General features: G+C 54.7%; 20 protein-coding genes and 1 tRNA gene. 10 read left to right on the top strand and 11 right to left on the bottom strand.

Going from position 1 to position 23,903, the window contains the following annotated elements; all coding sequences use genetic code 11:
- The 4 genes from VAE55_RS01825 to VAE55_RS01810 form a co-directional block, all read right to left on the bottom strand.
- Nucleotides 1-852, bottom strand: an 852-nt coding sequence (locus VAE55_RS01825) for a carbohydrate kinase family protein (protein WP_322814121.1), incomplete at its 3' end; no start/stop codon positions are given.
- 10 nt (nt 853-862) lie between these two features.
- Nucleotides 863-1,969 (bottom strand): ParB/RepB/Spo0J family partition protein, encoded by a 1,107-nt coding sequence (locus VAE55_RS01820; RefSeq protein ID WP_322814120.1) that lies wholly within the window; start codon nt 1,967-1,969, stop codon nt 863-865.
- Entirely contained in the window at nt 1,966-2,763 is a 798-nt protein-coding gene (locus VAE55_RS01815) for a ParA family protein (protein WP_322814119.1), read from the bottom strand. The genes VAE55_RS01820 and VAE55_RS01815 overlap by 4 nt, the downstream gene beginning before the upstream one ends.
- Before the next feature lie 65 nt (nt 2,764-2,828).
- Nucleotides 2,829-4,232 (bottom strand): peptidoglycan DD-metalloendopeptidase family protein, encoded by a 1,404-nt coding sequence (locus VAE55_RS01810; protein WP_322814118.1) that lies wholly within the window; start codon nt 4,230-4,232, stop codon nt 2,829-2,831.
- 164 nt (nt 4,233-4,396) lie between these two features.
- On the opposite strand from VAE55_RS01810, the gene VAE55_RS01805 reads away from it, so the two are divergent.
- Together VAE55_RS01805 and xpt are read left to right on the top strand one after the other, a co-directional pair.
- Complete coding sequence (locus VAE55_RS01805) at nt 4,397-4,975, top strand: bifunctional nuclease family protein (protein ID WP_322814117.1); 579 nt, start codon at nt 4,397-4,399, stop codon at nt 4,973-4,975.
- Between the two features lie 356 nt (nt 4,976-5,331).
- The gene (gene xpt, locus VAE55_RS01800) at nt 5,332-5,967 is read left to right on the top strand and encodes a xanthine phosphoribosyltransferase (protein ID WP_322814116.1); all 636 of its coding nucleotides are present in this window, start codon (nt 5,332-5,334) and stop codon (nt 5,965-5,967) included.
- A gap of 102 nt (nt 5,968-6,069) precedes the next feature.
- Here xpt and ruvA read toward each other — a convergent pair whose 3' ends face one another.
- The gene (ruvA, locus tag VAE55_RS01795) at nt 6,070-6,657 is read right to left on the bottom strand and encodes a Holliday junction branch migration protein RuvA (RefSeq protein ID WP_322814115.1); all 588 of its coding nucleotides are present in this window, start codon (nt 6,655-6,657) and stop codon (nt 6,070-6,072) included.
- Nucleotides 6,658-6,700: 43 nt separating this feature from the next.
- Between ruvA and VAE55_RS01790 the strand changes: the two genes are divergently transcribed.
- A complete protein-coding gene (locus VAE55_RS01790) occupies nt 6,701-7,147 on the top strand; it encodes an isoprenylcysteine carboxylmethyltransferase family protein (protein WP_322814114.1) in 447 nt (148 codons plus the stop codon).
- A gap of 12 nt (nt 7,148-7,159) precedes the next feature.
- Here VAE55_RS01790 and VAE55_RS01785 read toward each other — a convergent pair whose 3' ends face one another.
- Both VAE55_RS01785 and VAE55_RS01780 read right to left on the bottom strand, forming a co-directional pair.
- Nucleotides 7,160-8,431 (bottom strand): MgtC/SapB family protein, encoded by a 1,272-nt coding sequence (locus VAE55_RS01785; RefSeq protein ID WP_322814113.1) that lies wholly within the window; start codon nt 8,429-8,431, stop codon nt 7,160-7,162.
- Nucleotides 8,432-8,434: 3 nt separating this feature from the next.
- Nucleotides 8,435-9,241, bottom strand: a complete 807-nt coding sequence (locus tag VAE55_RS01780; RefSeq protein WP_322814112.1) for a DUF429 domain-containing protein — start codon at nt 9,239-9,241, stop codon at nt 8,435-8,437.
- Nucleotides 9,242-9,321: 80 nt separating this feature from the next.
- Between VAE55_RS01780 and VAE55_RS01775 the strand changes: the two genes are divergently transcribed.
- On the top strand, nt 9,322-9,774 hold the full coding sequence (locus tag VAE55_RS01775) for a chemotaxis protein CheW (RefSeq protein WP_322814111.1): 453 nt from the start codon (nt 9,322-9,324) through the stop codon (nt 9,772-9,774).
- A 63-nt stretch (nt 9,775-9,837) separates the two neighbouring features.
- On the opposite strand, the gene VAE55_RS01770 is transcribed toward VAE55_RS01775, so the two are convergent.
- Together VAE55_RS01770 and VAE55_RS01765 are read right to left on the bottom strand one after the other, a co-directional pair.
- Nucleotides 9,838-11,352: a phytoene desaturase family protein gene (locus tag VAE55_RS01770; RefSeq protein WP_322814110.1), complete on the bottom strand. Its 1,515-nt coding sequence runs from the start codon at nt 11,350-11,352 to the stop codon at nt 9,838-9,840.
- A 1,303-nt stretch (nt 11,353-12,655) separates the two neighbouring features.
- Nucleotides 12,656-13,078 (bottom strand): YbjN domain-containing protein, encoded by a 423-nt coding sequence (locus VAE55_RS01765; protein WP_322814109.1) that lies wholly within the window; start codon nt 13,076-13,078, stop codon nt 12,656-12,658.
- A gap of 617 nt (nt 13,079-13,695) precedes the next feature.
- On the opposite strand from VAE55_RS01765, the gene VAE55_RS01760 reads away from it, so the two are divergent.
- Nucleotides 13,696-15,057: a TrpB-like pyridoxal phosphate-dependent enzyme gene (locus VAE55_RS01760; RefSeq protein ID WP_322814108.1), complete on the top strand. Its 1,362-nt coding sequence runs from the start codon at nt 13,696-13,698 to the stop codon at nt 15,055-15,057.
- 59 nt (nt 15,058-15,116) lie between these two features.
- Here VAE55_RS01760 and VAE55_RS01755 read toward each other — a convergent pair whose 3' ends face one another.
- Complete coding sequence (locus VAE55_RS01755; RefSeq protein WP_322814107.1) at nt 15,117-17,069, bottom strand: hypothetical protein; 1,953 nt, start codon at nt 17,067-17,069, stop codon at nt 15,117-15,119.
- A 94-nt stretch (nt 17,070-17,163) separates the two neighbouring features.
- On the opposite strand from VAE55_RS01755, the gene trpS reads away from it, so the two are divergent.
- The 3 genes from trpS (at nt 17,164) to VAE55_RS01740 (ending at nt 20,459) form a co-directional block, all read left to right on the top strand.
- A complete protein-coding gene (trpS, locus tag VAE55_RS01750; protein ID WP_322814106.1) occupies nt 17,164-18,174 on the top strand; it encodes a tryptophan--tRNA ligase in 1,011 nt (336 codons plus the stop codon).
- A gap of 8 nt (nt 18,175-18,182) precedes the next feature.
- Complete coding sequence (trpE, locus tag VAE55_RS01745) at nt 18,183-19,694, top strand: anthranilate synthase component I (RefSeq protein ID WP_322814105.1); 1,512 nt, start codon at nt 18,183-18,185, stop codon at nt 19,692-19,694.
- Between the two features lie 297 nt (nt 19,695-19,991).
- Nucleotides 19,992-20,459, top strand: coding sequence for a methylated-DNA--[protein]-cysteine S-methyltransferase (locus VAE55_RS01740; protein WP_416181157.1), 468 nt, complete (start codon nt 19,992-19,994; stop codon nt 20,457-20,459).
- Nucleotides 20,460-20,944: 485 nt separating this feature from the next.
- On the opposite strand, the gene VAE55_RS01735 is transcribed toward VAE55_RS01740, so the two are convergent.
- A tRNA-Arg gene (locus tag VAE55_RS01735) sits at nt 20,945-21,021 on the bottom strand.
- A 653-nt stretch (nt 21,022-21,674) separates the two neighbouring features.
- Here VAE55_RS01735 and VAE55_RS01730 point away from each other — a divergent pair.
- Nucleotides 21,675-22,463 carry a DUF4397 domain-containing protein gene (locus tag VAE55_RS01730; protein ID WP_322814103.1) on the top strand — a complete coding sequence of 263 codons (789 nt, stop codon included), beginning with the start codon at nt 21,675-21,677 and terminating at the stop codon, nt 22,461-22,463.
- A gap of 804 nt (nt 22,464-23,267) precedes the next feature.
- A complete protein-coding gene (locus tag VAE55_RS01725; protein WP_012257287.1) occupies nt 23,268-23,483 on the top strand; it encodes a hypothetical protein in 216 nt (71 codons plus the stop codon).
- Nucleotides 23,484-23,903 lie beyond the last annotated feature (420 nt).

Raw genomic sequence — 23,903 nt, 5'->3', positions numbered from 1 at the left:
CGGTGCATCAGGTCCGGTATATTCAATCCAGATTGACGCCGTCGCAGCACCGGTACAACCGGCCCGGAAGAGATCGTGTGATGCAGAGAGATAGGAGTGAATAAAACCGGCCATGTAGGTATCTCCAGCACCGGTCGGATCGCGGGCATCGGTCGCATAAGCCGGGACAGGAATGGAACGTTCACCATCATCGATATGGGAACCTGCCTCAGCGATTGTCACAATAGCAATCGCGCAACCAGTTTCGCGTAGGCGACGCGCTGCCGCTGCCGGATCGACCCGCGGATCGATCCCGGTAATCACTTTTGTTTCTACCTCGTTTGCCTTAATCACGTGACAGAGCGGCGCAATGGCGGCAAAATCGTCTGGCAAGAAGTGTTCGATCCGCCCATCGGCACCAAATCGCCGGAGGAGGCCCTGCGGATCAAGAAAGATCGGAGCATCAGTTCGATCTCGAATAGATCGGATCAGGTCAAGGGACGTCTCTTGCAAGATCGGGCCAACAATCACGGCTGACGCACTGGTAACAATGTCAGGCACGGTCTGGATTGGATCGGCAACACCGAGCACATCAAGCGTCCGATCTCCGCGCGTATCATAGACCAGCTTAAAGCCACCAGTCTGGGCCGATAATGAGACAAACGGTGTGATACCGTAGCGCAACAGATCAGACTGAAACCGATCAGCATAATCAGGTCCAACCCGGCCAACTAGCGCGGTTGTTCGTCCCAGTCGACTGAGTGCCAGACAGGCATTCGTCGAACAACCAGAGAGAACACGTCCGCCGGTAGACACCACCGGTGTAATAATCTCGTCGTATACCGGATTCCCAAAAGCAACAATCATTGTCATACGATTACCACTAGCTATTCCCAGACAGACGATCATACAAACCCTGTAACTGTTCGTCATCGTACAGGGTAATTGTTACTTTAATCGTGCGCCCGCTACGTGCGATCTGAACTGGCGTTTGCAGCAACTCTTCAAACATCTGTTGCGCCATCTGATCTTCTGGTGAACGAGTTGCGGGTAGGCGTTGGCGTTCTGGTGATGAAATCGTCCTACCTGGAGAAGGCATCTTCCCGCCAAGTGGTTCTACCACCTGCACTAGAGCCATTTCCAGATCAACACCACTGGTGAGTACTTTGCAGAGCCGATCAGTCTCAGTCAAGCCAAGGTGATGGGTGATAATCGCTTCACAAGCGGCGTTTTGAAGCTGGGCATCACCGATCTGAAGCAGGGCGAGAGCCTGCGCCGGCTCAAGCTGCCCAGCGCAAAGTGCATGACGGGCAGATGCTGCCAGGCCGGGTTGGGAGGCAATCTCACACAGATGCTCGATCTCACGCACAGAGAGGACACGCTCTTTGATTAATGCAAGCGCAGCCTGCTGATCCGTTGCGTCTTCGATCCGCAACAGTGCCCGACCATGGCCGGCACTAATTGTGCCATCGAGGAGAGCCTGACGAGCCACGGGAGAGAGGCGCAACAGGCGACGACTATTGACAATCGCCACGCGACTCTTACCGACACGCCGGGCAATTTCTTCATCGCTCAAGCCAAACTCACGCCGCAAGGTTTCGTAGGCCTGAGCCTCTTCCAGGGGGTTAAGGTCGGCCCGTTGGACATTTTCAACCAGCGCCAGTTCAAGAAATTGTTGCGGTGTCGCATTTTTTATGATTGCCGGAATGGTAGCAAGACCGGCCATACGGGCAGCGCGTAGCCTGCGCTCGCCGGCGATCAGTTCATAGCCCCCCTGCTGGTCTTCACTCACGATGATCGGCTGGAGCACGCCATGGGTCTGAATTGAAGCCACCAGCTCAGCGAGCGTGCTCTCATCAAAGGCAGTACGGGGTTGGGCACGGTTAGCCTTAATTGCCGCGACCGGTAATTCCCGCACCGGTGTCTGATCAAGTGATGCGGCAGGAATGAGAGCATCGAGTCCACTTCCCAGTCCACGTTTCCGGCTCATGCGACTCGTTCCTCCCGTCCGATCAATTCTTCGGTTAACAGGGAATAGGCTTGTGCACCACGACCATTGGGATCATATTCGTAGGCGATACGTCCATGACTGGGAGCTTCACTGAGCCGCACACTGCGCGGAATCAGGGTACGACAGATGAGGCGGGGAAAGTAGCGTTGCACCTCATCCACTACTTGTTGCGCCAGATTGGTACGACCATCGTACATCGTCATTACTACACCAAGGATGCGCAGGGTAGGGTTCAGACTCTCCCGCACTCGTTCCAGGGTCATCTTGAGCTGTGCCAATCCTTCCAGGGCCAGATATTCGCACTGGAGCGGGATCAGAACGGCACTGGCAGCACAGAGCGCATTCACAGTGAGTAAACCAAGCGATGGTGGACAATCGATAACGATCCAGTCGTAACGCTGCAAAAGTGGCACCAGGCCATCACGAAGTCGCCACTCGCGCCGTTCTACGCTTACCAGCTCAATAGCGGCACCTGCCAGTTCTTGATCGGCAGGAATGATGTCCAGCCTTTCCCGGCCACTTGAACGAGGAATCGTTTCGGGTGGTGCGCCACCGAGCAGGAGATCGTAGGTTGTCACCGTTAGCGACGTCTTCGCAATCCCAAGGCTGGTAGTGGCATTCCCCTGAGGGTCAATATCAACGAGTAGAACACGCAAGCCTCGCCGGGCAAGTTCGCCGGCGAAGTTAACGGCAGTCGTCGTCTTGCCAACCCCACCTTTCTGGTTGGCAATCGCGATGATATGTGGTTGTGAATGGGTTGGATGTTGTTTCACGTGAAACACCTGCCTCAAGCAGCCACTCTGAGCGCTATTGTACCACAGGCAGGCACAAAACAACATCAAGGAAGATAACGCAATGGATTAACGGCACGCCCATTGACGAGAATGGTGAAGTGTAGATGAACGCCGGTTGAATAGCCGCCTCCAGCGCGATCATAGGTACTTCCCATATAGCCAATTAGTTGTCCGGCACTCACTTCCTGTCCTACCCGCACAACTGGCTGGGCAATGAGATGACCGTAGATCGTCTCGATACCGCCAGGATGCCGAATCTTGACGCAATACCCGTAACCACTACACCATCCTGCCTCACGTACCCGTCCACTACTCGCTGCAACGATTGGTGTCCAGGCACGATTGGCAATATCTATCCCGTTATGAAATCCACCCCAACGTGGCCCGAAACCAGAGGTCAACACCCCTCGTGCAGGCCAGACCCAGCGCGGTGGAGGAGGCGGAAAATCGCGGACTTCCGGGAGTGCTGCGACTTGCGCCGGATCAACCTCTAACAAATCACTCCGAATCCAACCGGTAATATCGCCGATTTCAATCTTCACCCAATCATTGTATCGCCCTCGTAAAGCCACTTGCCGACCGGCTGCCAACTGCGCCTGCCGTGGATGATCAGTGCTTGGGCCAGATCGAACATTTGTTTCATCTACCAGGACAATGCCAACCGGCTCGACACGACGCTGGGCAAACGCAGCCTCCTGTTCATTTGACCACGGCAATCGACCGCCGGGAATAAATATTTCGCGACCTATGACCAATTGACCACCAGGCAACCGATTCGGCGCAAAAGTGGCTATAGCTTCCGGTGCCACACCGTAGCGCTCGGCCAGACCCACAAGTGTCTCCCCTTCAACAACCGTATGTGTTACCCCAGCCAGGCGTGGTATGCGTAACGGTTGCCCAACCCGCAACGCATCGCCACGATCCAGTTGGTTTGTCCACACTAAGGTACTAAGAGGAATCTGATAGCGCTCGGCTACCTCAGCCAGCGTTTCGTTCTCAGCCAGCATGTGTGTTGTTTGAAAAGCGGTCAATACCGGCTGGGGCGCTCGTAGCGCCGGCGCAATTGGTTCTGGCTCGACTGTCTTTGAGGGTGTATGACGTACCGCCGGCGCAATTCGTACTATCTGCTCTGCCGGCACTGCTGAAGACAATTGCGTCACTATCGCGTCAGACGCCTCACGGGGATTTGTCAGCAATTGAAGAGGAAGCGTTCGATCAACGATTAAAACGCCAAGTACCCCAACTAACAGCAGGATATGAGCTAACTGCCGGGAAAGGCGGAGCTGCCAGCGTAACGCTCGTGACCGTATCGAACCTTCGACAGAGGGTTGCGTAGCAACCCAGTAGCCATCGCGCACATGGTGAACAGTCCGTCGTGCCGCAGCCAGCCGCCGCTTGCTGCGCAACCATCGCTCTAGCCATGGAGGATGATGAAAGACTACGTGCATGCTTCTATTCTCACCTTCTTTGTAGAGCATACACGTAGTAGACTACTTTGTCAATCTTGACGGCATCTTTCATCGCATGATAAGATATAAGCGTAGAATTTTCCGCTGCCCAGTCCGGCGTCGCTTTGGCTTCCGGCGATGGGCGTTCCATGAAAGGCCGGCTAATGATACGAGTCGTTGTCGATAGTATCCGTGTCAGCCTGTTGACGCAGAGCCGGGTCGTCGTTCTCCGCGAAACCGAAGGGAATCGCTACCTGCCCATCTGGATCGGCCAGTTTGAAGCCGATGCCATCGCGATGGCCATTCAGGGTCACGAACCGCAACGACCGATGACCCACGACCTGCTCAAGGCTGCCATCAGCGAGTTAGACGGACAAGTCCGTCAAATCTATATCAGCGATATTCGCGATAATACGTTCTTTGCACGTATCCTGATCGATCAGGCCGGGCGGACGGTTGAGCTTGATGCGCGACCCAGTGATGCTATTGCACTTGCTGAGCGAGTACAGGCCCCTATCTTTGTTGCTGCTCATGTGCTGGATCAAGCAGGGGTCCTCTTTGATGAGGAAGAGCAGTCAGATGATGCTGTTCCTCCTACACCAGTATCGCGCAACGAGGAGCCTGCGTCAGAGGCGTCCTCTGAGCCTGAACCTGAGCTGAATGAAGACTCCCTCTCCATCTTCCGCAATTTCATTAATACTCTTGATCTCAATGACCGTGACCGGCCTGGTGAGAAGTCCTGAATTCTGTTAGATGGTGTTTAACAGAGGGCGGTTAAACCGCCCTCTGTTATTTTGACCGGCTTGTGGATAACTTGCGATATTATGTGGAAAACTTGGACTGTTTGTGGATAACCTGCGGAACAAGTCGTTGATAGCTCGTGGAGGATTTGCGTAAGACGCTTCGTACATTGTTTTGAACGCTCCTTTTGTGGATAGACGTTCACAAGTCATCCACATGCGGTTTGAGGCATTAGAATAAGCTGGAATGACTACTTTCCACACTTTCCACAAGCCTACGATCATGACGATTCTCTTCTTGTGCTTTATCATTTTGACATTAAGGGAGTTACCTGTTTATAGTGGTGTGGATATATCCTATGCAACTGGTTGAACGCTCTTTGTGCGAACCCTTTCCTCCGCTTGCTCAACGTATCATCCGGGAGGGTGTTGTCGTTAATGATCGTATCCTCAAGATCGATCACTTCCTCAACCATCGGATTGATACAGACCTAATGTCTGCTATTGGTGTTGAACTGGCAACTCGCTTACAACCATTTGCCGCTGAGTTAATTCTGACCGCAGAGGCGAGTGGTATTCCACCGGCGCTGGCTACAGCCCTTGCCGCCCGGTTGCCTCTCGTGTATGCGAAAAAGTACGATCCCGATGTTCCACTGCCGGCATTGACCCGCCACATCCATTCACCAACCCGTGATCGTCAGGTTCAACTGGCCATCTCAGCCCGCTTTATTCCTGCGGGGAGTCGTGTGGCGATTGTCGATGATTTTCTGGCTAATGGTCGTACTGCACTGGCTTTGGCCGATATGGTGCACGAGGCTGGAGCTACTGTGGTTGCCGCAGCATTTGTGGTTGAAAAGCAGTTTCAAGAAGGGCGGTTGTTGCTGCAAAAGCTAGGAGTCCCTATCATCTCGCTGGCACAGATTACGCGCTTTGTTGATGGCAGGCCTCTTATTTATGGCTGGCCATCATCTGTGCCGGGACAATCAGACGGGTAGGTTGTTCCTATCGGAAACCTGTAGTCCCGCGGGCGAATGACAGAGATATTGATTGGCTTACCCTGATACGGAAAAAGAGCGCACGGTCAGTTTTGCTTCTGTTCAGGCACTACCAAAATAGCGTAATGCCAGTCGTAAGCGCTCTTCCAGGGTTGGTGGGGCATCTCCCGGTAGGGCCGCGATTGCTGCGGCTGCTTCTGTAGCGCTGTATCCTAGACTGATCAGGATGTCGGTCAGCTCACGGTCGAGAGTGCTCACGTTGCCTGGAGTCGTGCCGGATAGCTGGCGCAAATCGATCTTACCCCGGAGTTCCAGCACAATCCGTTCGGCAGTCTTTTTGCCGATTCCCGGCACTCGTGCCAAGCGTGCTATATCGCCACCGGCAATACTCTTTTGTATCTCATTGGGAGAGCCACTCGATAGCAGGTTTAAGGCGATTTTGGGGCCTACTCCGCTGACACCAATCAACTGCTCGAACAGGTTGCGTTGAGCTGGATCGCTAAAACCGTATAATGTCAGAGCGTCTTCACGTACAATGAGCAGGGTGTAGAGGAACGTTTCACTACCGATCTGACCAACAGCATTCAAAGTGGAACGCGGAGCGTAGATGAGAAGTCCCACCCCACCGGTTTCGACAATCAGGTGGTCGATACCGATGCTCTGAATGATGCCGCGGATTGATGCAATCATACTATGCAGTCCTTACACACTATTGTTTGAAGAGAGGATTCGGATGAAGATGCGTTCGCCATTCTACTCAATAAGTCTGGTGCTTGCTCAGTTTGGATGTTTGGGTGTTATTGTGCTAAGTGGCCCCCTTATCCCAACGTCGCTACTCCCACTGTGCTTGCTGGTAGCCGGTTTGGCTTTAGGCCTGTGGGCTTTGTTCACAATGCGTCTTCGCCGTCTCTCGGTCTTCCCTGATCCCTTGCCCCACACCGAACTGGTAAGTTCCGGCCCTTATCGTCTCATTCGTCATCCAATGTACACTAGCCTGCTCCTCGTCACCCTGGGTTGGATACTGGTGTTGCCTGTATGGTGGCGCTGGGGATTTTGGTTTGGTCTGTTGATTGTCCTCATCACTAAGCTGACGTATGAAGAGCAGTTACTCCAGTCTCGGTTTGCTGACTACCAGACGTATCAACAACGCACCTGGCGACTGTTTCCATGGATCTGGTGATGGTGGTCGTCATCAACGATATGCGATCTTACCATGGCCAGAGCAGTCCGACCAGCATGGCAATATGGGCGCCATGGTCTTTCGTAAGAGGCTCGAACCACCACCAATGACAATGCCACTTTTCACCAGGGTGTTGGTCAGGACGGCAGTACCGATAGCCCGCGCTGCGGTCTGCTCGTCAATTCCGTTTCTTACTGTTGCCAGCTCGCTGAGTGAGAGGGTTATCGCATCCACGTCAACTAATCCGCCAAAGATGCTGGAGAGATAAATCCCGGCATCACCAAACCAGGTTCGTGCCAGGTTTGCGCCGACCAGGATGGCGGCGTACAGTAAGCTGAACCCGATAGCCAACCGTAGCTCCAGCGGATTGCTCAGCGTCAGACTGCTCGAATCGTTGCCCTGCGCCTGTTTTACCAACCAGAGGCTCCCAATCAGGCAAGCGCTGCCGCCAATAGCAATGATTGGCCATAAAAAGGGAAGGACATTCGGTGCAATCGCACCGGTTAGGATCGCCACTCGTAGGAACATAATACTCCACGCCAGAAGAATGGCCAGCGCATACGCCCGACTCAACGCTGGTTCGCTGTGACTACGCTGTGTATTACCCAGGGTTACTGCTGTTGATGAGACGATTCCGCCGATGATGCCGGTTAATGCAATACCGCGGGTTGACCCAATGATCTTGTGTAGCGCATAGCCGCTGAAGTTGAAGGTCGAAATGAGGACAACCAGAAACCATATCTTCTGGGGATTGATGACATCAAATGGCGCTGGAGCTACTGATGTGCTGGGCAGGATCGGTAAGATGATCGCACTGATTGCCGCCAGGGTTAGGGCCGCTTGCATGTCTTGGGTACTGAGCCGATGCGCGAAATCGTGTAGGCGACTTTTCAATGCCAGTAAGCCCGCAGTTGCTACCCCTACAGCCGTGGCTAGTGTTCCGTACCCCCAGGCAATCAGGCCACCGCACAGGAGTGTAGTAATGAGCGCCATCTCACTGGTTAGTCCCAGTCCTTCCTGACCACTGCCTACAACATACGCGGCAATTAATAGTCCTCCTACGATGACTATCAGAGCAGCAAAGATGATCGGTGCCTGTAGTGTAATACCTGCTAACCCTCCGGCACAACCGATGAGACCAACGATGGCATACGTGCGTACGCCGGCAAATAACTCGCCAACGCCGGTGTAGGCATGCTCGCGTTGTAAGCCGATCAATGCCCCGATGAGCAAGGCCAGGCCAAATTGATAGAAGAGTTCGGTTGTGGTTCGACTGTCGAACATAGCCTATCCCTGATTGATCGGCGCTGCTGGGGTCTTTTGTTCGTACCAGTATGGGGTAAAAATTGCCCCACCGTCAACTGTGCCGAAGCTGCGACATCTCGCTGCTCCCCAACGATGACCATAGAGCGCAATGTAGGCACATAGTACCGCATCGGCTTCGTCTTCGATAGCTTTGAGTGCCGTTGCACCTGTATCGCTCAGATCAACCTTCTCCCAGATACGGTCAACGCCAATCAGCGGCGGATCGGCGTGGATCAAACTGCCCAGCAGGTCGAGATACCGCCGCAGCTCGTGTCGCCGACTGACTAAGGAACGTCCCTGGCGCACTTTGTATTGCAGAATCCGGGGCAACCCGAAGAGTACGATGGTTGCCGGGTGTGGAAAGACTTCAACAATCAATCGCCCTCCAACCCCGCTCTCAATCGTTGGTGTGTAGCAGAATCCATCACTGGCCAGTGCAGCGATGATTTCCTCGCCACGCAAACCGCCATAACGTCGCAGCAACTGTCGGTTTGCCGGGTGTGGCCCGGCGTGATACTGACGAAACGCTGCCGCTAACTCGGCTTCAGCCAGACGCCGACCGGTCTCATTCGGTACGAGGAGTGGAGCGTCAATGGCCAGGATGGCCGGCGCATCGCCACAGGTAGCGCGAATTGTCGCCACAATCTCTGCGGTCGTCTTCAAACGGTGTGGACGAACTATCAGATGTGCGCCACTCGGCGTACCGCAGGCTGCCGCCAGGCCACTGGGATTGCGCTCTGACCACGCCAGGTCCAGGCCGAGATAGATGGTTGTCGGTGGAACGTTCATTGCTGGTTGCCTGATTATAACGCCGGTAGCCGGTTATTTAGAGTACAGTATAGTCAAATCTGAATGACAGGGAGGTCAATGTGAGCACAATAAATCCCCCCTCAACGACAATGACCATCGTTTGCCGGATTGGAAGCCGGTTTGTTGCACTGCCAATGCAGACAGTAGTTCATACCGCCCGTTTCGCTGAACTAACTCCTGCCAGCGATGTGTCGGCAATCGTTTGTGGTGTGATCTCGGTGCATGGTGCGACAGTACCGGTTATCGATGGCCGTTCGCTGCTTGGTGAGCCTCCTGGCTACGATCTCGGTAGCTACATTCTGCTGGCTGCTTCAGATATTGATCAGCCGCCAGAAATCGGTCTACTGGTTGATGAGGTGATGAGCATCCATCGGGTGGGTGCCGATGGTCTGGTACCGGTGGATCACATCGACGGCATTTCATGCGGTGTGATCCGTGATCTGCCGCAGCCTGCGTTACTGCTTGATGTCGATGAGCTGTTTGCACTGGCCCACGGCAGTGCCCGCGATTAAGGTTTTGAATGGATGGGTGCCGGGCGTTGCCCCGGGGCAACGCCCACGCTGATGACTGGCAGGCTAATGGGCAACCGCGGTTGTCTGGTGAAGCGGTAGGTCTTCACCGATAAAATGTACTGCACTCTTCGCGGCTTCCAGAATGGTCATCAAGCCACTACCTGGATGAACTGCCCCACCGATCCAGTAGAGGTTGCGTGCGCCATTGTGGCGGATATGCGGGCGAAGTGGGCCGAGTTGACTCCAACTGTGAATCAAATTGAAGACTGCACCCAGATAGGTGTGGTGCTCGTCACGCCACGTCTCCGCAGTGTACCGTCGTTCAACGACAATGTGGCGCTCAACGTCTTCAAAGCCGAGTTTGGCCATCTGCCGGATAATCAGGTCGCGATAGCGCTGCTCAACCGCTGCCCAATCAACCGGATAGCGCAGGTTGGGAACCGGTACCAGCACGAAGAGGGTGCTGTGTCCGGGCGGGGCGTTGGTTGGATCAACAATGGTCGGGTTGCATACATAGAATGATGGGTCATCTTCATCCAGAACGGCACTCTTCGCCCACAAAGGATCGTTGCGACGAATATTGGCCGACAGGTAGAGTTGATGGTGTGGCAGTTGATCCCAACGCCGGTTAACGCCCAGGTAGAGCATAAAGGTCGAGCATGAAAACTCCATCGAGTTGAGCTTCTGGTCGGTGTATGTGCCGCGTGCGTGGGGCGGAATAATATGAGTGAGCGCGTGGCCAAAATCGGCATTCACGACTACTGCATCAGCCTTTATCCGTTCGCCACCGACCAGCTCAACGCCGCAGGCTCGTCCCTCTTCTACCAGCACTTGCTTCACTGGACTGTTGTAGTGAATAACGACACCCAGGTCGGTTGCTGCCTTTGCCAAGCCGGTGGCCAGGGCACGGAAACCACCACGTGGGTGCCAAATGCCGTCGGCAAATTCGAGAAAGGTTACCAAGCTGAACACGCTGGAACACGCGGTTGGGTGCATGCCCAGATATTTGGCCTGGTATGAAAGAGCGTAGACGACCCGTTCATCGCGGAAGAAGCGCTTGAAGTGGTCGTATAAACTCTCCCAGGGGCGGAAGGCCAGCGCAGCCGCGACCTCGCGAGGTTTCAAGTAGCCGAGTGGACTGCGCACCGGTGTGCCCAGGTATGGTTCATAACCGACCACATTCTTACGGATATGCTCGATATACCAGCGCTCAAACTCTGCCGGCAATGCTGGATCAAAGCGGGCCAACTGTGCTTTGAAGGCTGCAATGTTTGAGGTCAAATCAAGATACTCGCCATCCCAAAAGCGAATGCGGGTATTTGGATCGAGCCGGATGAGCGTGACATAATCGCTGAAACGTAACCCGGCACTGCTAAACAACTCATCGTAGACCCGTGGCACTTGCAAGATCGTTGGCCCCGTGTCGAAATGGTAATCACCGAGTGAGAAGCCGCGCATGCGTCCACCCGGACAATCAACGGCTTCAAAGATTTCAACCTGATAGCCCTGACCGGCTAAGCGAATGGCGGTAGCCATCCCACCAGGGCCGGCGCCGACAATAACAATTCGTGGTGACACTCCCTACTCCTCTATGTGATGATGAAAACATGTACTCCTGTTTGAGTATACACCGCTTTTGATAGCCGGTCACGCTCGCTATTGGGTGTTTCTGACGCTGCTGCGAATACACCGGGGTGACTCTTGACAACAATGGCTCGTATCAGGATGGGGCAGCAGTGGGGCGGGTTATTAACCTCATCCACCAGATTTCCACAACTCCTGATAACGGTGCCTCTGGGGGAGGTATTTCATCGTATCGTATCCTGCCACGGTATAATGTCCTTCTCTGCGGATGTTGTTCTGATTGGGGTAGTTGATCTTCCATCTCACCAGTGAGGCCCCAGGAGAGAGGTTGTTGAAAACAGTCCTCCTGGTCTGTCTTGCTATGCATTACCCATAACTATTTTGTCAACCTCTTCACGCATTAGCAGCGTCTATCTCATCGTGCGTGATCCCGGACAGTATCGTAGTGTAATGCTGTCGTGTGGGTCTCACGTCACGAATGGGAAATGGATGGTCGCAGTGGTGGCGGCGGTAGACGGTGTATCAGATCGCGAGGTAAGCTTCCAGCCTGTCAGTGGGGTTAGCACCTGACAGCGGTGGAGAGGATGCCTCTCTACGCAGGCCGGAAGCCTGCGCCACGGGAAGCGCTTGCAGTCCGGCTTAACGCAGTGTGACATGTGGGTAATGCATAGGTCTGTCTTGGGAGAGATGTACTGTATCGCAAAGCTCTTCGTCTCTTGTTGTAACGAGATGGGTATAACGTTCATTCACGCCACATTTGTCTGGCTTCTCAATGCCTTCCCCTGCTGTACCGGGAATGCACAGGGTTATCGGCGAATAAATCCTCACATGTTGAGGAGATTGTGGATAAATGGTGGAATTTGTGGATAACATGAATGCTGATCGTTGATTCGTTGGACGTTAACACATATCTAATGCCTGGTTAATCCAGAGCTAATCTGTGCAAGCTACAATACGATGCGTCAGGCGATCCGATTTGCGGTGGTCGTCGCCGGGCAAAAATCTCCTAATCTACACACCGTCCCCCATCCCCCTCTCTCCGGCCACCAATGTGTGGGTGGCCGTTTGCAATTCATGCAGGTATCGCATTGGGCATGAATATCGTGAAATGCAAGGCGTTTACGTTTTCCACGATCATGAATTGCGAGAAGGGAGCATGAATTGCATCCTCCCTTCTCGTTGTGCATATACAGGTATAGAAGATGTGGCAAACTCAGGTTCGGAGCCGGTTCATAGCCTCCATAGGATTGATCCGTCTGGAGCTGTGTGGTACGGTGATGAGAGGATGATCGCCTGATCAGGCAATCACGTCGGTTTCGTCCTTTGCCAGAGCCGCACGCACGTGGTCAATGAACGTTCGGGTAGCAAAGATGATATTCCGTCGCGTGACACCACCAGACACGACGAGATAGCCGTCGAAGCCAATGTCGCCACTGCGATCAACGTAACTTCGTACAATGTGCAGCTCGTCGTTGATACGATTGACGTACAAGAGTCGGTCTGCCAGATCGTGTTCAGGGTTGGCACGAAACTGAGACATAAAGCGAATCTGCTCGCCCTCACGGATCGGAAAGACCCAAACCTGGAAACCCTGACGGAGACAAACATCACCATCACTGTCCAGTTTAACGTCAAAATAGGCGTCGTTGTAAAGCTGGAATAGCCACTTTTGGTTGACGTGTGCCGGATAGATAAGCTCTTCAGGCTGGTTGCCAGTCATAAGATGCCCCTTTCTCTGCATTAGAACACAGTTCACGACAGCATTGCCCGTTGCCGGTCTGATGAATTGCAGAGGGCCTGGATCAATATTCTGGCACTTCGCTCTTGAGCAATTCAGACAGGAGTATGGTTGCGGACATACTGTTGCTTGCTATTATAGCAAGCTGGCTTGTTTTTGACTATAACTATCAGTGCTGGCAACTCTCCGATCCCATTGCGCGTGAGCACGGTGGCAGCACAGCAGGTAACCGGCATTGACACTCCCGAACGTGAATGGTATACTACGGCCACGTAAAAGAATAACCGACGTTGATCAGGAAGAGTAGCGAGTGTGGCGACAATCCAGCGAGCCGATGATGGTGTGAGATCGGCACGTTCGGCGCTCGTGAATGGGCCTGTGAGTCGCACGGCGAACCGGGTTTGTCCCGCAGTAGTCGCTGCCGGAGACGCCACCGTTATCAGGGAGCTAGGTGTGAAGCGGCTTTGCCGACAGCACCTGTAGAGTGCGTCGCTTGCGTGAGCGGCGGCGAACGAGAGTGGCACCGCGGTTTTTCCCGTCTCTCGACCAGTTCGGTCGAGGGATTTTTTATTCGTCTGTTGCAGCAAGGAGAGGTGTCTGTGGAAACGGTCAAGTATCTACTCAGTGAAGATCGCCTGCCGGAGACCTGGTACAACATCGCTGCCGATTTGCCATCGTTGCCGCCGCCGCCATTGCATCCGGCGACGGGTCAACCTATTGGCTCCGCCGATCTGGCGCCACTCTTTCCGATGGAGCTGATTAAGCAAGAGGTGAGTACCGAGCGCACTATCCCAATCCCCGATGAGGTACGGGCCATCTATCGACAGTGGCGGCCAACACCGCTCTTCCGTGCGCGCCGGTTAGAGAAAGCCCTTGATACGCCGGCTCGTATCTACTACAAGTACGAAGGGGTTAGCCCTGCCGGTAGCCACAAACCGAATACCGCGGTGGCTCAGGCGTATTACAACAAGCAAGAAGGAGTCCGCCGCCTGGTCACCGAAACCGGTGCCGGTCAGTGGGGGTCTTCCCTCGCCTTCGCCGGTGCGCTCTTCGGGCTTGAGGTTGAAGTCTTTATGGTGAAGGTGAGCTACAATCAGAAGCCGTATCGCCGGGCGCTGATGGAAACATACGGCGCACGGGTGGTGGCAAGCCCCAGCACCGAGACGGCTGCCGGACGGGCTATTCTGGCGCAAGACCCCGACAGCACCGGGAGTCTTGGTATTGCGATTTCTGAAGCAGTAGAAGTTGCTGCGCAGCGTGATGATACGCGCTATGCGTTGGGTAGTGTGCTCAACCACGTGTTGCTCCATCAGACGGTGATCGGGCAGGAGGCAATGATCCAGATGGAGATGGCCGGTGATTATCCCGATGTGGTGGTTGGCTGTACCGGAGGTGGTTCAAACTTTGCCGGCATCGCCTTCCCCTTCATCGGTGCGAAGCTGCGCGGTGAACGTCCGTTGCGCGTGGTCGCCGTTGAACCGGCAGCCTGTCCGTCGCTGACTAAAGGGAAGTATGCATACGACTACGGTGATACTGCTCATCTAACCCCGCTGGTAAAGATGTATACCCTTGGCAGCAGCTTTGTGCCGCCCGGTATTCACGCCGGTGGCCTGCGTTATCACGGCATGGCACCGCTGGTTAGTCATTTGCTTGAAATCGGGGCAATTGAAGCGATTGCTATCCAGCAGCTTGAAACCTTTGCTGCTGGCGTGCAGTTCGCCCGTACCGAAGGTATCTTGCCCGCCCCTGAAGCAAACCACGCAATTGCCGGTGTGATCCGCGAGGCGCTCCGCTGCAAAGAAGAGGGTAAGAGCGACGTGATCCTCTTCAATCTCTGTGGCCATGGTCATTTCGATTTGCAGGCCTATATGGATTATCAGGCGGGTCGGTTGCGCGACTACGAGTATTCCGACGCCGAGGTGGCAATGGCGCTGGCCGGTTTGCCTTCAGTCGGGGCCTAGGTTGACCAGCCGCGAGGCGCATGGTTGTGCGCCTCGCGGTAGCAGTGGTACAACGGGTACTATCGAAGGGGTTTCAGCGTGGCCACGACGTTGATGATTGGGCCGGTCGCATCAATGACCAGATAACGGCTAAACCCGATCTGCTCGATCTGCACCGGCAACGGTGAGCCGTTCAGTAACACGATGCTGGGTTCTGTGTTGGATGGTAAGAGCAAACGTAACCGAAATGATTCACCACTGCCGGTTGCTGTCAGCTCAATCCGTGCCGGTTGAAGATCGTTTGCCGGCGTTAACTGCCACCGGTAAGCGACATACCCATCACCGGCGGCGTAGCGGGCAACAGCGTATACATCACGAATTTCGTGTATCGGATCGGCTGGCCAACGTGGGGAAAGAGTGACTGACTGAAAACCGATATAGCGGTCTTCGATGCCGGCGGCGCCTTCGATCAAGGCTCCCAGCATCGCACTGGAACCCCAGCCGTCGGTTGGTAAAAATTCGTTGACCGGGGCGATACCGCCAGTTGGGTAGTACCAGAGATATGTGGCACCAGTGCGTTCGATCAGGTCAATGTAGCGCTGCAAGATGTTGAAGCCATACGCTTCGTAGCCATAGCGAAACGCGCCGCGTGCCAGTTCGCCGCCAACGAGCGGCATAACACCACCGTTGACATATTCGCCGGGTCGCTCACCCAGGCGTCCATTCATACCGAAGGCGCCTGCCGGGAAGGGAGGATCGATGCTATACCATTCGGCAAAGGCAATCCGGTTGGGGTCATTCAACCGACGTAGATACTCGGCAATGATCGCCCGCCCCTGCGTCTCGCTTAAAACGCCGCGATTGAGGGCAATTGCGTTCGAGAGACTTAATTGATTGGCTTCATCAACACCAGGTACATCGTAGGGGACGAGTTTCACATGGTGCGTGTAAAAGCGTCCATTCCAGCTCAGCGTATTGAGGCGCGTCATCAGATCGGTAGCGATAATCCGGCGCACTGCGGCCAGATCACGCTGTCCGGCAGCCTCTTCCATCAGCGCCAGGGCATGCAGCGCCGCCGCCAGACCGGTATTGTCACCGTGGAAAATGCCCCATTTGGTCTGCTCATCGATCCAGTGGCGCGGCCCCAACTCGCCGTTGTTCGGATTAACCATCGGCGGGCCGTATTCAAAGTCCCAGGTGTCGATGGTAAAGGGGCGCTTGACCAGGCCCAGGGTTGCCTCCCAACGCAGCGGATCACGCATCGTGTAATCAATCGCGCGTTGAGCTGCCGGCAACATACGCAACATCCAGCTGGTGTCACCGGTTACTTGCCATGTCTCGAAGATCAACTGAACGAACAGATATTCAACATCGGCTTCGACCGGCGTGCGGAAGGCAAGAATCCCCCATTCCGGGCGGGCCAGAAAGTCCGGCAGACTACCATCTTCGGCCTGGACGCGAGCAAAGGCTTCAGGCAGCGAGCGCAGATCGTTCTCAAAATAGCGAAAAGCCCGGTTTTGGTAGTAGTGATCGCGCAACCAGAGCAACGGGCTGTCGGGCGAACGATAGCCGGCTACGGCTTGTCCATCAAGCAGATAGCTCAATCTGTCGGCTGCCATGAATTGGCGAACGGTCGGGTACAACCGGTCGTAGCCGGCCACGCCACTGCGCAGTGTGGTCTCGGCCTCAAGTCGGTAGAGCGTTCCATTCGCTACCATCTGACCATTGGCAGTGAAAAGCGCCGCCCAGTGCGTACCCAGCGCACCGCGGGGCGTCACCTCAACCCATCCCTGCCCATCGATGATTGTCAGGGGAAAAGCACCGACAAAGCGCGCACGGCTGTCGAACACAACAAGATGGGCTGGACCTGTATAATCACCAATCCGAATTGCAACTGGTGCCGGGATCAATGGCTGTACAGTTGGATTGAGGCTGGTAAAACTGGCACCACTCTTGGCCTGTACTGGCGATGTAGGTGTACTCATGGTGCCAAGTACGACGATCAGTAGGAAGAGGAAGAGAAATCGTTTCATTGCATACCTGATATGAAAGCAATACCTGACATTGCCTGGTAGTATAGCATGCTTCACATTGTAGCCTTATTGTAGCCTTAAGGAGAGAAACTCTATGACGCGCAAACCTCGTGTCTTCTCAGGCATTCAGCCGTCGGGCAACCTGCATATCGGTAACTATCTGGGTGCGATCCAGCAATGGGTTGCCGGGCAGGACCAGAAGACCAATTTCATCTGTATCGTCGATCTGCATGCGATCACTGTACCGCAAGACCCGGCCGACTTGCGTCGACAGACGCGCGAGTTAGCCGCCTTGTTGCTGGCTTGTGGTATCGATCCGCAGCAGACGACGCTCTTCGTGCAGAGTCACGTGCGGGCGCATGCCGAGTGTTCGTGGGTGTTCAGTTGTATCACACCGCTTGGCTGGCTTGAACGCATGACCCAGTACAAGACGAAAGCGCAGAAGCAAGAGAGCGTGATGACTGGCTTGCTCACCTATCCGGTCTTGATGGCGGCAGACATTCTGCTCTACGATGCCGACGAGGTACCGGTTGGCGAGGACCAAAAGCAGCATATCGAGCTGACCCGCGATCTCGCGCAGCGCTTCAATTATCTCTTTGGGGAAACCTTTGTTATTCCCAAACCGGTCATTCGCGAGAGCGGCGCCCGCATTATGGGTCTCAACGATCCGACCGTCAAGATGAGCAAATCGGAAACAACTCGTGGTCATGCGATCCGCATTGTTGACGATCCCGACGAGATTCGCTGGGTAATCAAGCGGGCGGTCACCGATTCCTACAACGAGATTCGCTTCAGCGATGATCCTGATCGTGCCGGGGTGAATAATCTTTTGCAAATCTATGAATTGCTGACCGGGCGTAGCCGACCAGAGATCGAAGCACACTTTGCCGGTAAGGGGTATGGTGTGCTGAAGCGTGAACTCACTGAGGTAGTGGTTGAGTCGTTGCGCCCGATCCGCGAGCGCTACTACCGATTGATGAACGATCCGGCAGAGCTTGATCGTATCCTGGCGATTGGCGCCGAACAGGCGCGTGCCGTGGCTGAACCGAAGATGACGCTGATCCTTGAGCGGGTAGGCTTCGTATTACCCAATGACCGTAGATAAGGAATTGTATGTACTATCCAACCCTCGATCAATTACAGGAGTTACGCCAGCAGGGTAATCTCTGCCCCATTTATCGCGAGATTATGGCTGATCTGGAGACGCCAGTATCAGCCTATCTCAAGATCGCTCAGGGTGGGCTGGGCTTTCTCCTCGAAAGCGTGACCGGTGGTCAGAATATCGGTCGCTACTCGTTCATCGGCAGCGATCCGTATATGGTACTGCGTATGCACGACGGTGTGGCTCAGGCGACCCATGGTGGTTACAAGCAGACCCTCACCTACACCGATCCATTGATCGTGCTGGAAAGTTATCTGAACGCCTACCGCCCGATTCGCCTGCCCAATTTACCAATCTTTGTCGGTGGTGCGGTTGGCTACCTCAACTACGAGTCGGCGCGCTATTTCGAGCGTCTGCCGGTACCTCCAGTGCGCCCATACGATATGCCCGATAGCTGGTGGATGTTTGTTGATACGCTGCTGGCCTTTGATCACATACGTCACAAAATCATCGTTATTTCGCACGTTCATCTCGATGTCGAAGATCTTGCCGCTGAGTATCAGCGTGCCGTGCAGCGGATCGAGACCCTGATCGCTCGCTTACAGCGTCCACTCCCGCCGGGTATTGGCTTGAGCCTGCGCAACTACGAACCGCACAACACACCGGCGCGGGTCATAACCAATCCTATCGTCTCGAATCGGACCGAGGCCGAATTTAAGGCGGCCGTGCTGCGGGCGAAAGAGTACATCATGGCTGGCGACATCTTCCAGGTGCAGATTTCGCAGCGCTTCAGCAAAGCCACCAGCGCTGATAGCTTCACCATCTATCGGGCATTGCGCACGATCAATCCTTCGCCGTACATGTTTTACATCCGTACCGGTGAAGGTGATCTGGTTGGTGCATCGCCTGAAATGCTGGTGCAGGTCCGTGGTGGGAAGGTGACCACGCGTCCCATCGCCGGAACCCGCTGGCGTGGTCGTGATGCGGCTGAAGATGAACAACTGGCTGCCGATCTCCTGGCCGACGAAAAGGAGCGGGCTGAACATCTGATGCTGGTTGATCTGGGGCGCAATGATCTGGGACGTATCAGCCAGCCCGGTACGGTTCAGGTGCCGGTGTTTATGACCATAGAGAAGTATAGCCACGTTCAACATATTGTGTCAGAAGTGACCGGTCTGTTGCGGGCTGACTTGAAACCAATCGATGCGTTGCGGGCCTGCTTCCCTGCCGGCACCGTGACCGGCGCACCGAAGATTCGGTCGATGGAGATCATTGCCGAACTTGAAGGTGAGCAGCGGGGGATTTATGCCGGTGCCGTTGGTCATCTCGGTTTTAACGGTGACCTCGATACCTGCATTGCACTCCGCACGCTGATTGTCAAAGACGGTATTGCCTATGCCCAGGCCGCTGCCGGTGTGGTAGCCGACAGTACGCCGGAGTATGAGTTTAACGAAAGCTGTAATAAAGCAGCCGCTTCGTTGCGGGCTATTGATCTGGCCGAAGAGCTACAGGCCGGTGGCTAGAGGCGGGCTCGCAGCTTAGAGTGTTGCACCAGATGAAGGTACGTGCCGTAGCTCACGGGGGTGAAAGCGCAATCCTCGCCCCCGTGAGCTGAAGGCATGATGCGCTTGTCTGGCTGACGATGGTTGACTACGTGCCGACGATATATCGCGCAGGGTTACAGTCGGGTGATGCCGGCAATCACTGATCACGAAGTTGCCCCCATGACAAATCACAATTCTCAAGCACGAGATGATAAACGTGTTGCTCGTGTCAGACCGATACGAGAGGTTGCATATGCAGATAGCCCCCTCGGTCGAGTGTTGGTAGCTGCGACCGATAGCGGTCTCTGTGCGGTCTATTTAGGTGATGATGACGCAGCACTGCTGGCTACACTCCACGCCAGCTTTCTGATAGAGGGCACTGCCACTGGTGTTCTGGCGGAGACGGCGGCATCGGCAATTGCAGCCTATCTGCGCAACGAGGCACCGCTCCCGGCCTTCCCACTTGATCCAATTGGCACCCCCTTTCAACAACTGGTCTGGCAGGCGCTTTGTACGATCCCGCGTGGGAGCACCCGTACCTACGGTCAGTTGGCTCAGGAGCTGGGATTACCAACCGGCGCTGCACAGGCAGTCGGACAGGCCTGTGCGAGCAATTCACTGGCGATAGTGGTGCCCTGTCATCGTGCCCTGAGGAGCGATGGCAGGCTCCATGGCTTTCGCTGGGGGATCGAGCGCAAGCGTGCGTTGCTGGCCCTTGAAGGGGTATTCCTGCCGCTTCTGTAGTATCGAATCTGGTGTTATAGCGGTCATAACACGCTATACCACGATCATGCTGGTACCGCACCTGATCACAGAGGTGTGGAACCAGTGTGATCGCTGTACATGTCGTGGGATCACACGCTGGAGTGGATACCGTTACCGAGAGGGTTCCCCGTATCCGCCTGGTTTGGAGTGCGGCAGCCATGCTGCCGCAACAGCCGCGCTCACGATTAGATGCGTGTTGCAGTGGTGCCCCTGATGGCAATGGCGCTACGAGCAATCGCGTCGTATGGAACCAGACTGACCAGACGTGAATCTAACGGTGTGTGAGGGGTGCGCGGATCGGAGGGAAGGGGTAGATGCCCCAACGACGATTGATGACCCCCTGTTCATGAAAATTTGACATAAAAGAGCAGTAGGCACGACATATACATTGCCTGGCGCTGCCAGAGGGAGTGATCGGCGACATTGCTGAAAAGATATAAGCCCACCATATTTGGTGGGCTTACTGGCGACCCCGGTGCGATTCGAACGCACGACCTTTTCCTCCGCAGGGAAACGCTCTAATCCACTGAGCTACGGGGTCGTATTCCGTTTGCCGATGCATTATAGCATAGTTTGGCTCATGATGCAAATGCCTGCTGAAGGTTTTCCGTCCATGCCAGAACCTGTTTTACGTGCTGCGAACGATGCGTTCCATTGAATGACACCCTCACCTGATGTAGAAGTCATCACTTGTGAGCACACCATCATACCGGCGGCGACCGCAGATGCGGAGAACGGCGTTTCGGCTTGTACACACCGTGGTATGACCTGCCGGTGTGGATACGGTGTTCAGGTTGGGTTGCCGGTGACGCGTAGTTTAGAGTGTGGAAGCCACGCTGCCGCATCCACTGCGCACCGGCAGGTGCAGATCGCAGCGCATACCGGTGCCGGTACGTGACTCTTGTTACACCAGATTTGAGGTCATTTCTGGCACTACCACCCTTGCTGAGCGCGACCAAAGCCAGAACGCTCAGCCAGTATACCTCACGTTCGGTAGAGAGTCGTGTCGCTCCTGGCATATACCAGACGACCTAACGCCACTTTGATGAAATGAAAGAACTCACGTTTTGCATACATCCACTTATCACCCTCCTGCGTAAAGAGAGGTGAAGCCAGAAATTGTGCAATCCATTGTCAAAAGATTGGCAATTCTGGGGCAAAAGGGAATTATACTTGTACAAGGAGGAGTGTTTCATGGCTCGTAAACTGTTCACCGCTCTGACCACGGCGTTACTGTTCGCTTTGTTGATCGTTCCGGCAGCCTTTGCCCAAAGTGGCACTGCCAAAGTTCGCGTCATTCACGCTTCACCCGATGCACCCGCAGTAGATGTGTTTGTCAATGGCAATGCGGTGCTCACAAACGTCGGCTTTTTCGCTGCCAGCCCGTATCTTGATTTGCCGGCGGGCACCTACCGGGTGCAGGTTGCGCCAACCGGTGCTGGTGCTGGTTCGGCAGTAATTGATGCGAACGTAACCATCGAAGCCGGACGTGCTTACACGGTTGCTGCGGTTGGGCCGGTGGCCAGCATTCAACCACAGGTCATTGTCGATAACCTGAGCGCTCCTGCGGCCGGTCAGGCAAAAGTGCGCGTATATCACTTCTCCCCCGATGCGCCAGCGGTAGATGTCAAGCTGGCGGATGGTACCACGCTGATCAGCAATCTGGCCTTCCCCAATGCCAGCGACTACCTCGAAGTGCCGGCTGGAACATATGATTTGCAGGTAACGCCGGCAGGTGGCAGCGCAGTCGTTATCAACCTGCCGAGAACCACTGTTGATGCCGGTCAGATTTACAGTGTCTTCGCCACCAACTTCGTGGCCAACATCACTCCTCAGCTTGCAGTGACTGCACCGGTCACGACGGCTGCACCGGCAGCTCTGCCGACAACCGGTGGCGATACCCTGCCGTTGGTTGCTCTGTTGGTGATGGCTCTGGCATTAACTGTCGTGGGTGGATTGGCTGTGCGCCGCAGTATGCGCTAATCTGCTCTACGTGCGTCTGGTTGTGAGAGAGTAACGTCGCCTGCACCACTTGGATCAGTAACCTCACATCTCGATCAGGAGCGATGTAACAGTCGCTCCTGATTTGTACTTTACATCACATATATATTAGTGTATAATTGACAATAATAGGTTGTCGAACACCTCTTTCTTTTAGCGGGATAAATAGTATCAAAATAACACTTTTAAGGAGGGACGCTATAATAACCCTTGCTCTGCCTGGTCTCATCGTATTCGTGGGCGCAACGGTGGTAGGGATAGCGCTCCCTCGCCCTGTATCGCCGCCGGTTATCTATGTGCGGACTGAAGCACCGCCTCATAACGGGGAAGGAGATGCAGGTTTTGGGTTGTTTATTTTTTGATCCTGGCTGTCGTTGTAGCACTTGCGGCGCAGTAGGACTTATTTCATAAAAGCTGCGCTATCATGCTATCCGACCATCACACAGGCTCATGAACGCTTGCCAATCACCGACGACAGTATATCCTGCTCCCAGTCTACTGATATGGCAGCCATGCTGCCGCAGCAGCCGTGCTTACGATCCGGCGCGTGGTACGCCGTTAACCCGGCTGGTCACGAGGATGCTGTGGGTGCTCGTCACGATCATGCGTGGAGGTGGTCAGTAATGAGTGAGATAACTTCCATTAGCAGTTTTTTGAAATAAGCTCTGGTGTCACCGGGCAAAACTGAAACTTCAGGCTCTATCTTAACTTGTTGGTAACAACTTCGTAACACCGAGTCACTATCCTGATACCAAGACTTGTCCTAGGCACTCGATGGAGCCTGCAATGCGCACTCGTCTCAAACTGAAACCCGGTCAGCGTGGTACCAAGAAGCTACAGGCAATGTATGGGGATCGTCTCGTCTGTGTCCGCTATCGATATGATATCGAGACTGGTCGCCGTTTCAAAACGATTGAATTGATCGTAGATGAAAAAGCTTGGTCACCGCGAGATCATGACGAGGAGCAGTTTGGTCGCATTGGGGACGTTGCGGCCGATTGATTCTCGATCTATTGTTTACCAGCGGTATGCAGCCGTTAAATATTAAATAAGGGTGTGCCCTCTGCCTGGGGTAGGGTGCGGCACCATGCATGTGTGGGGTTTTTCGGGGTGTGATACCAGCTCTTATGTAGAGGTGTGCCTGGTTAAGGTAACACCTTTGGGCTGAACTGTTGCACTACCGATACGCCGAACCAGAGTTCCCGCTTCGCACGGAGTGGGATTACGTTTCGGTGTGGATACCGGTGCCAGGCAGGGTTTCCCGTGTCGCGTCGTTTGGTGTGCGGCAGTCACGCTGCCGCGCCAGCCCTGCTTGTGCTCTGGTGCGGGTCGTAGCTGCTGCTCCGTGGGCAGGCAACACTGTGCGGACGTTATCTAAGATGTGACGAGCACATCTGACAGTAGCGGCATCTCAGCCCAGGG

The sequence above is a fragment of the Chloroflexus sp. genome, assembly GCF_034432675.1.
GTDB lineage: Bacteria > Chloroflexota > Chloroflexia > Chloroflexales > Chloroflexaceae > Chloroflexus.
This window is presented reverse-complemented; position numbering and strand designations above follow the sequence as displayed.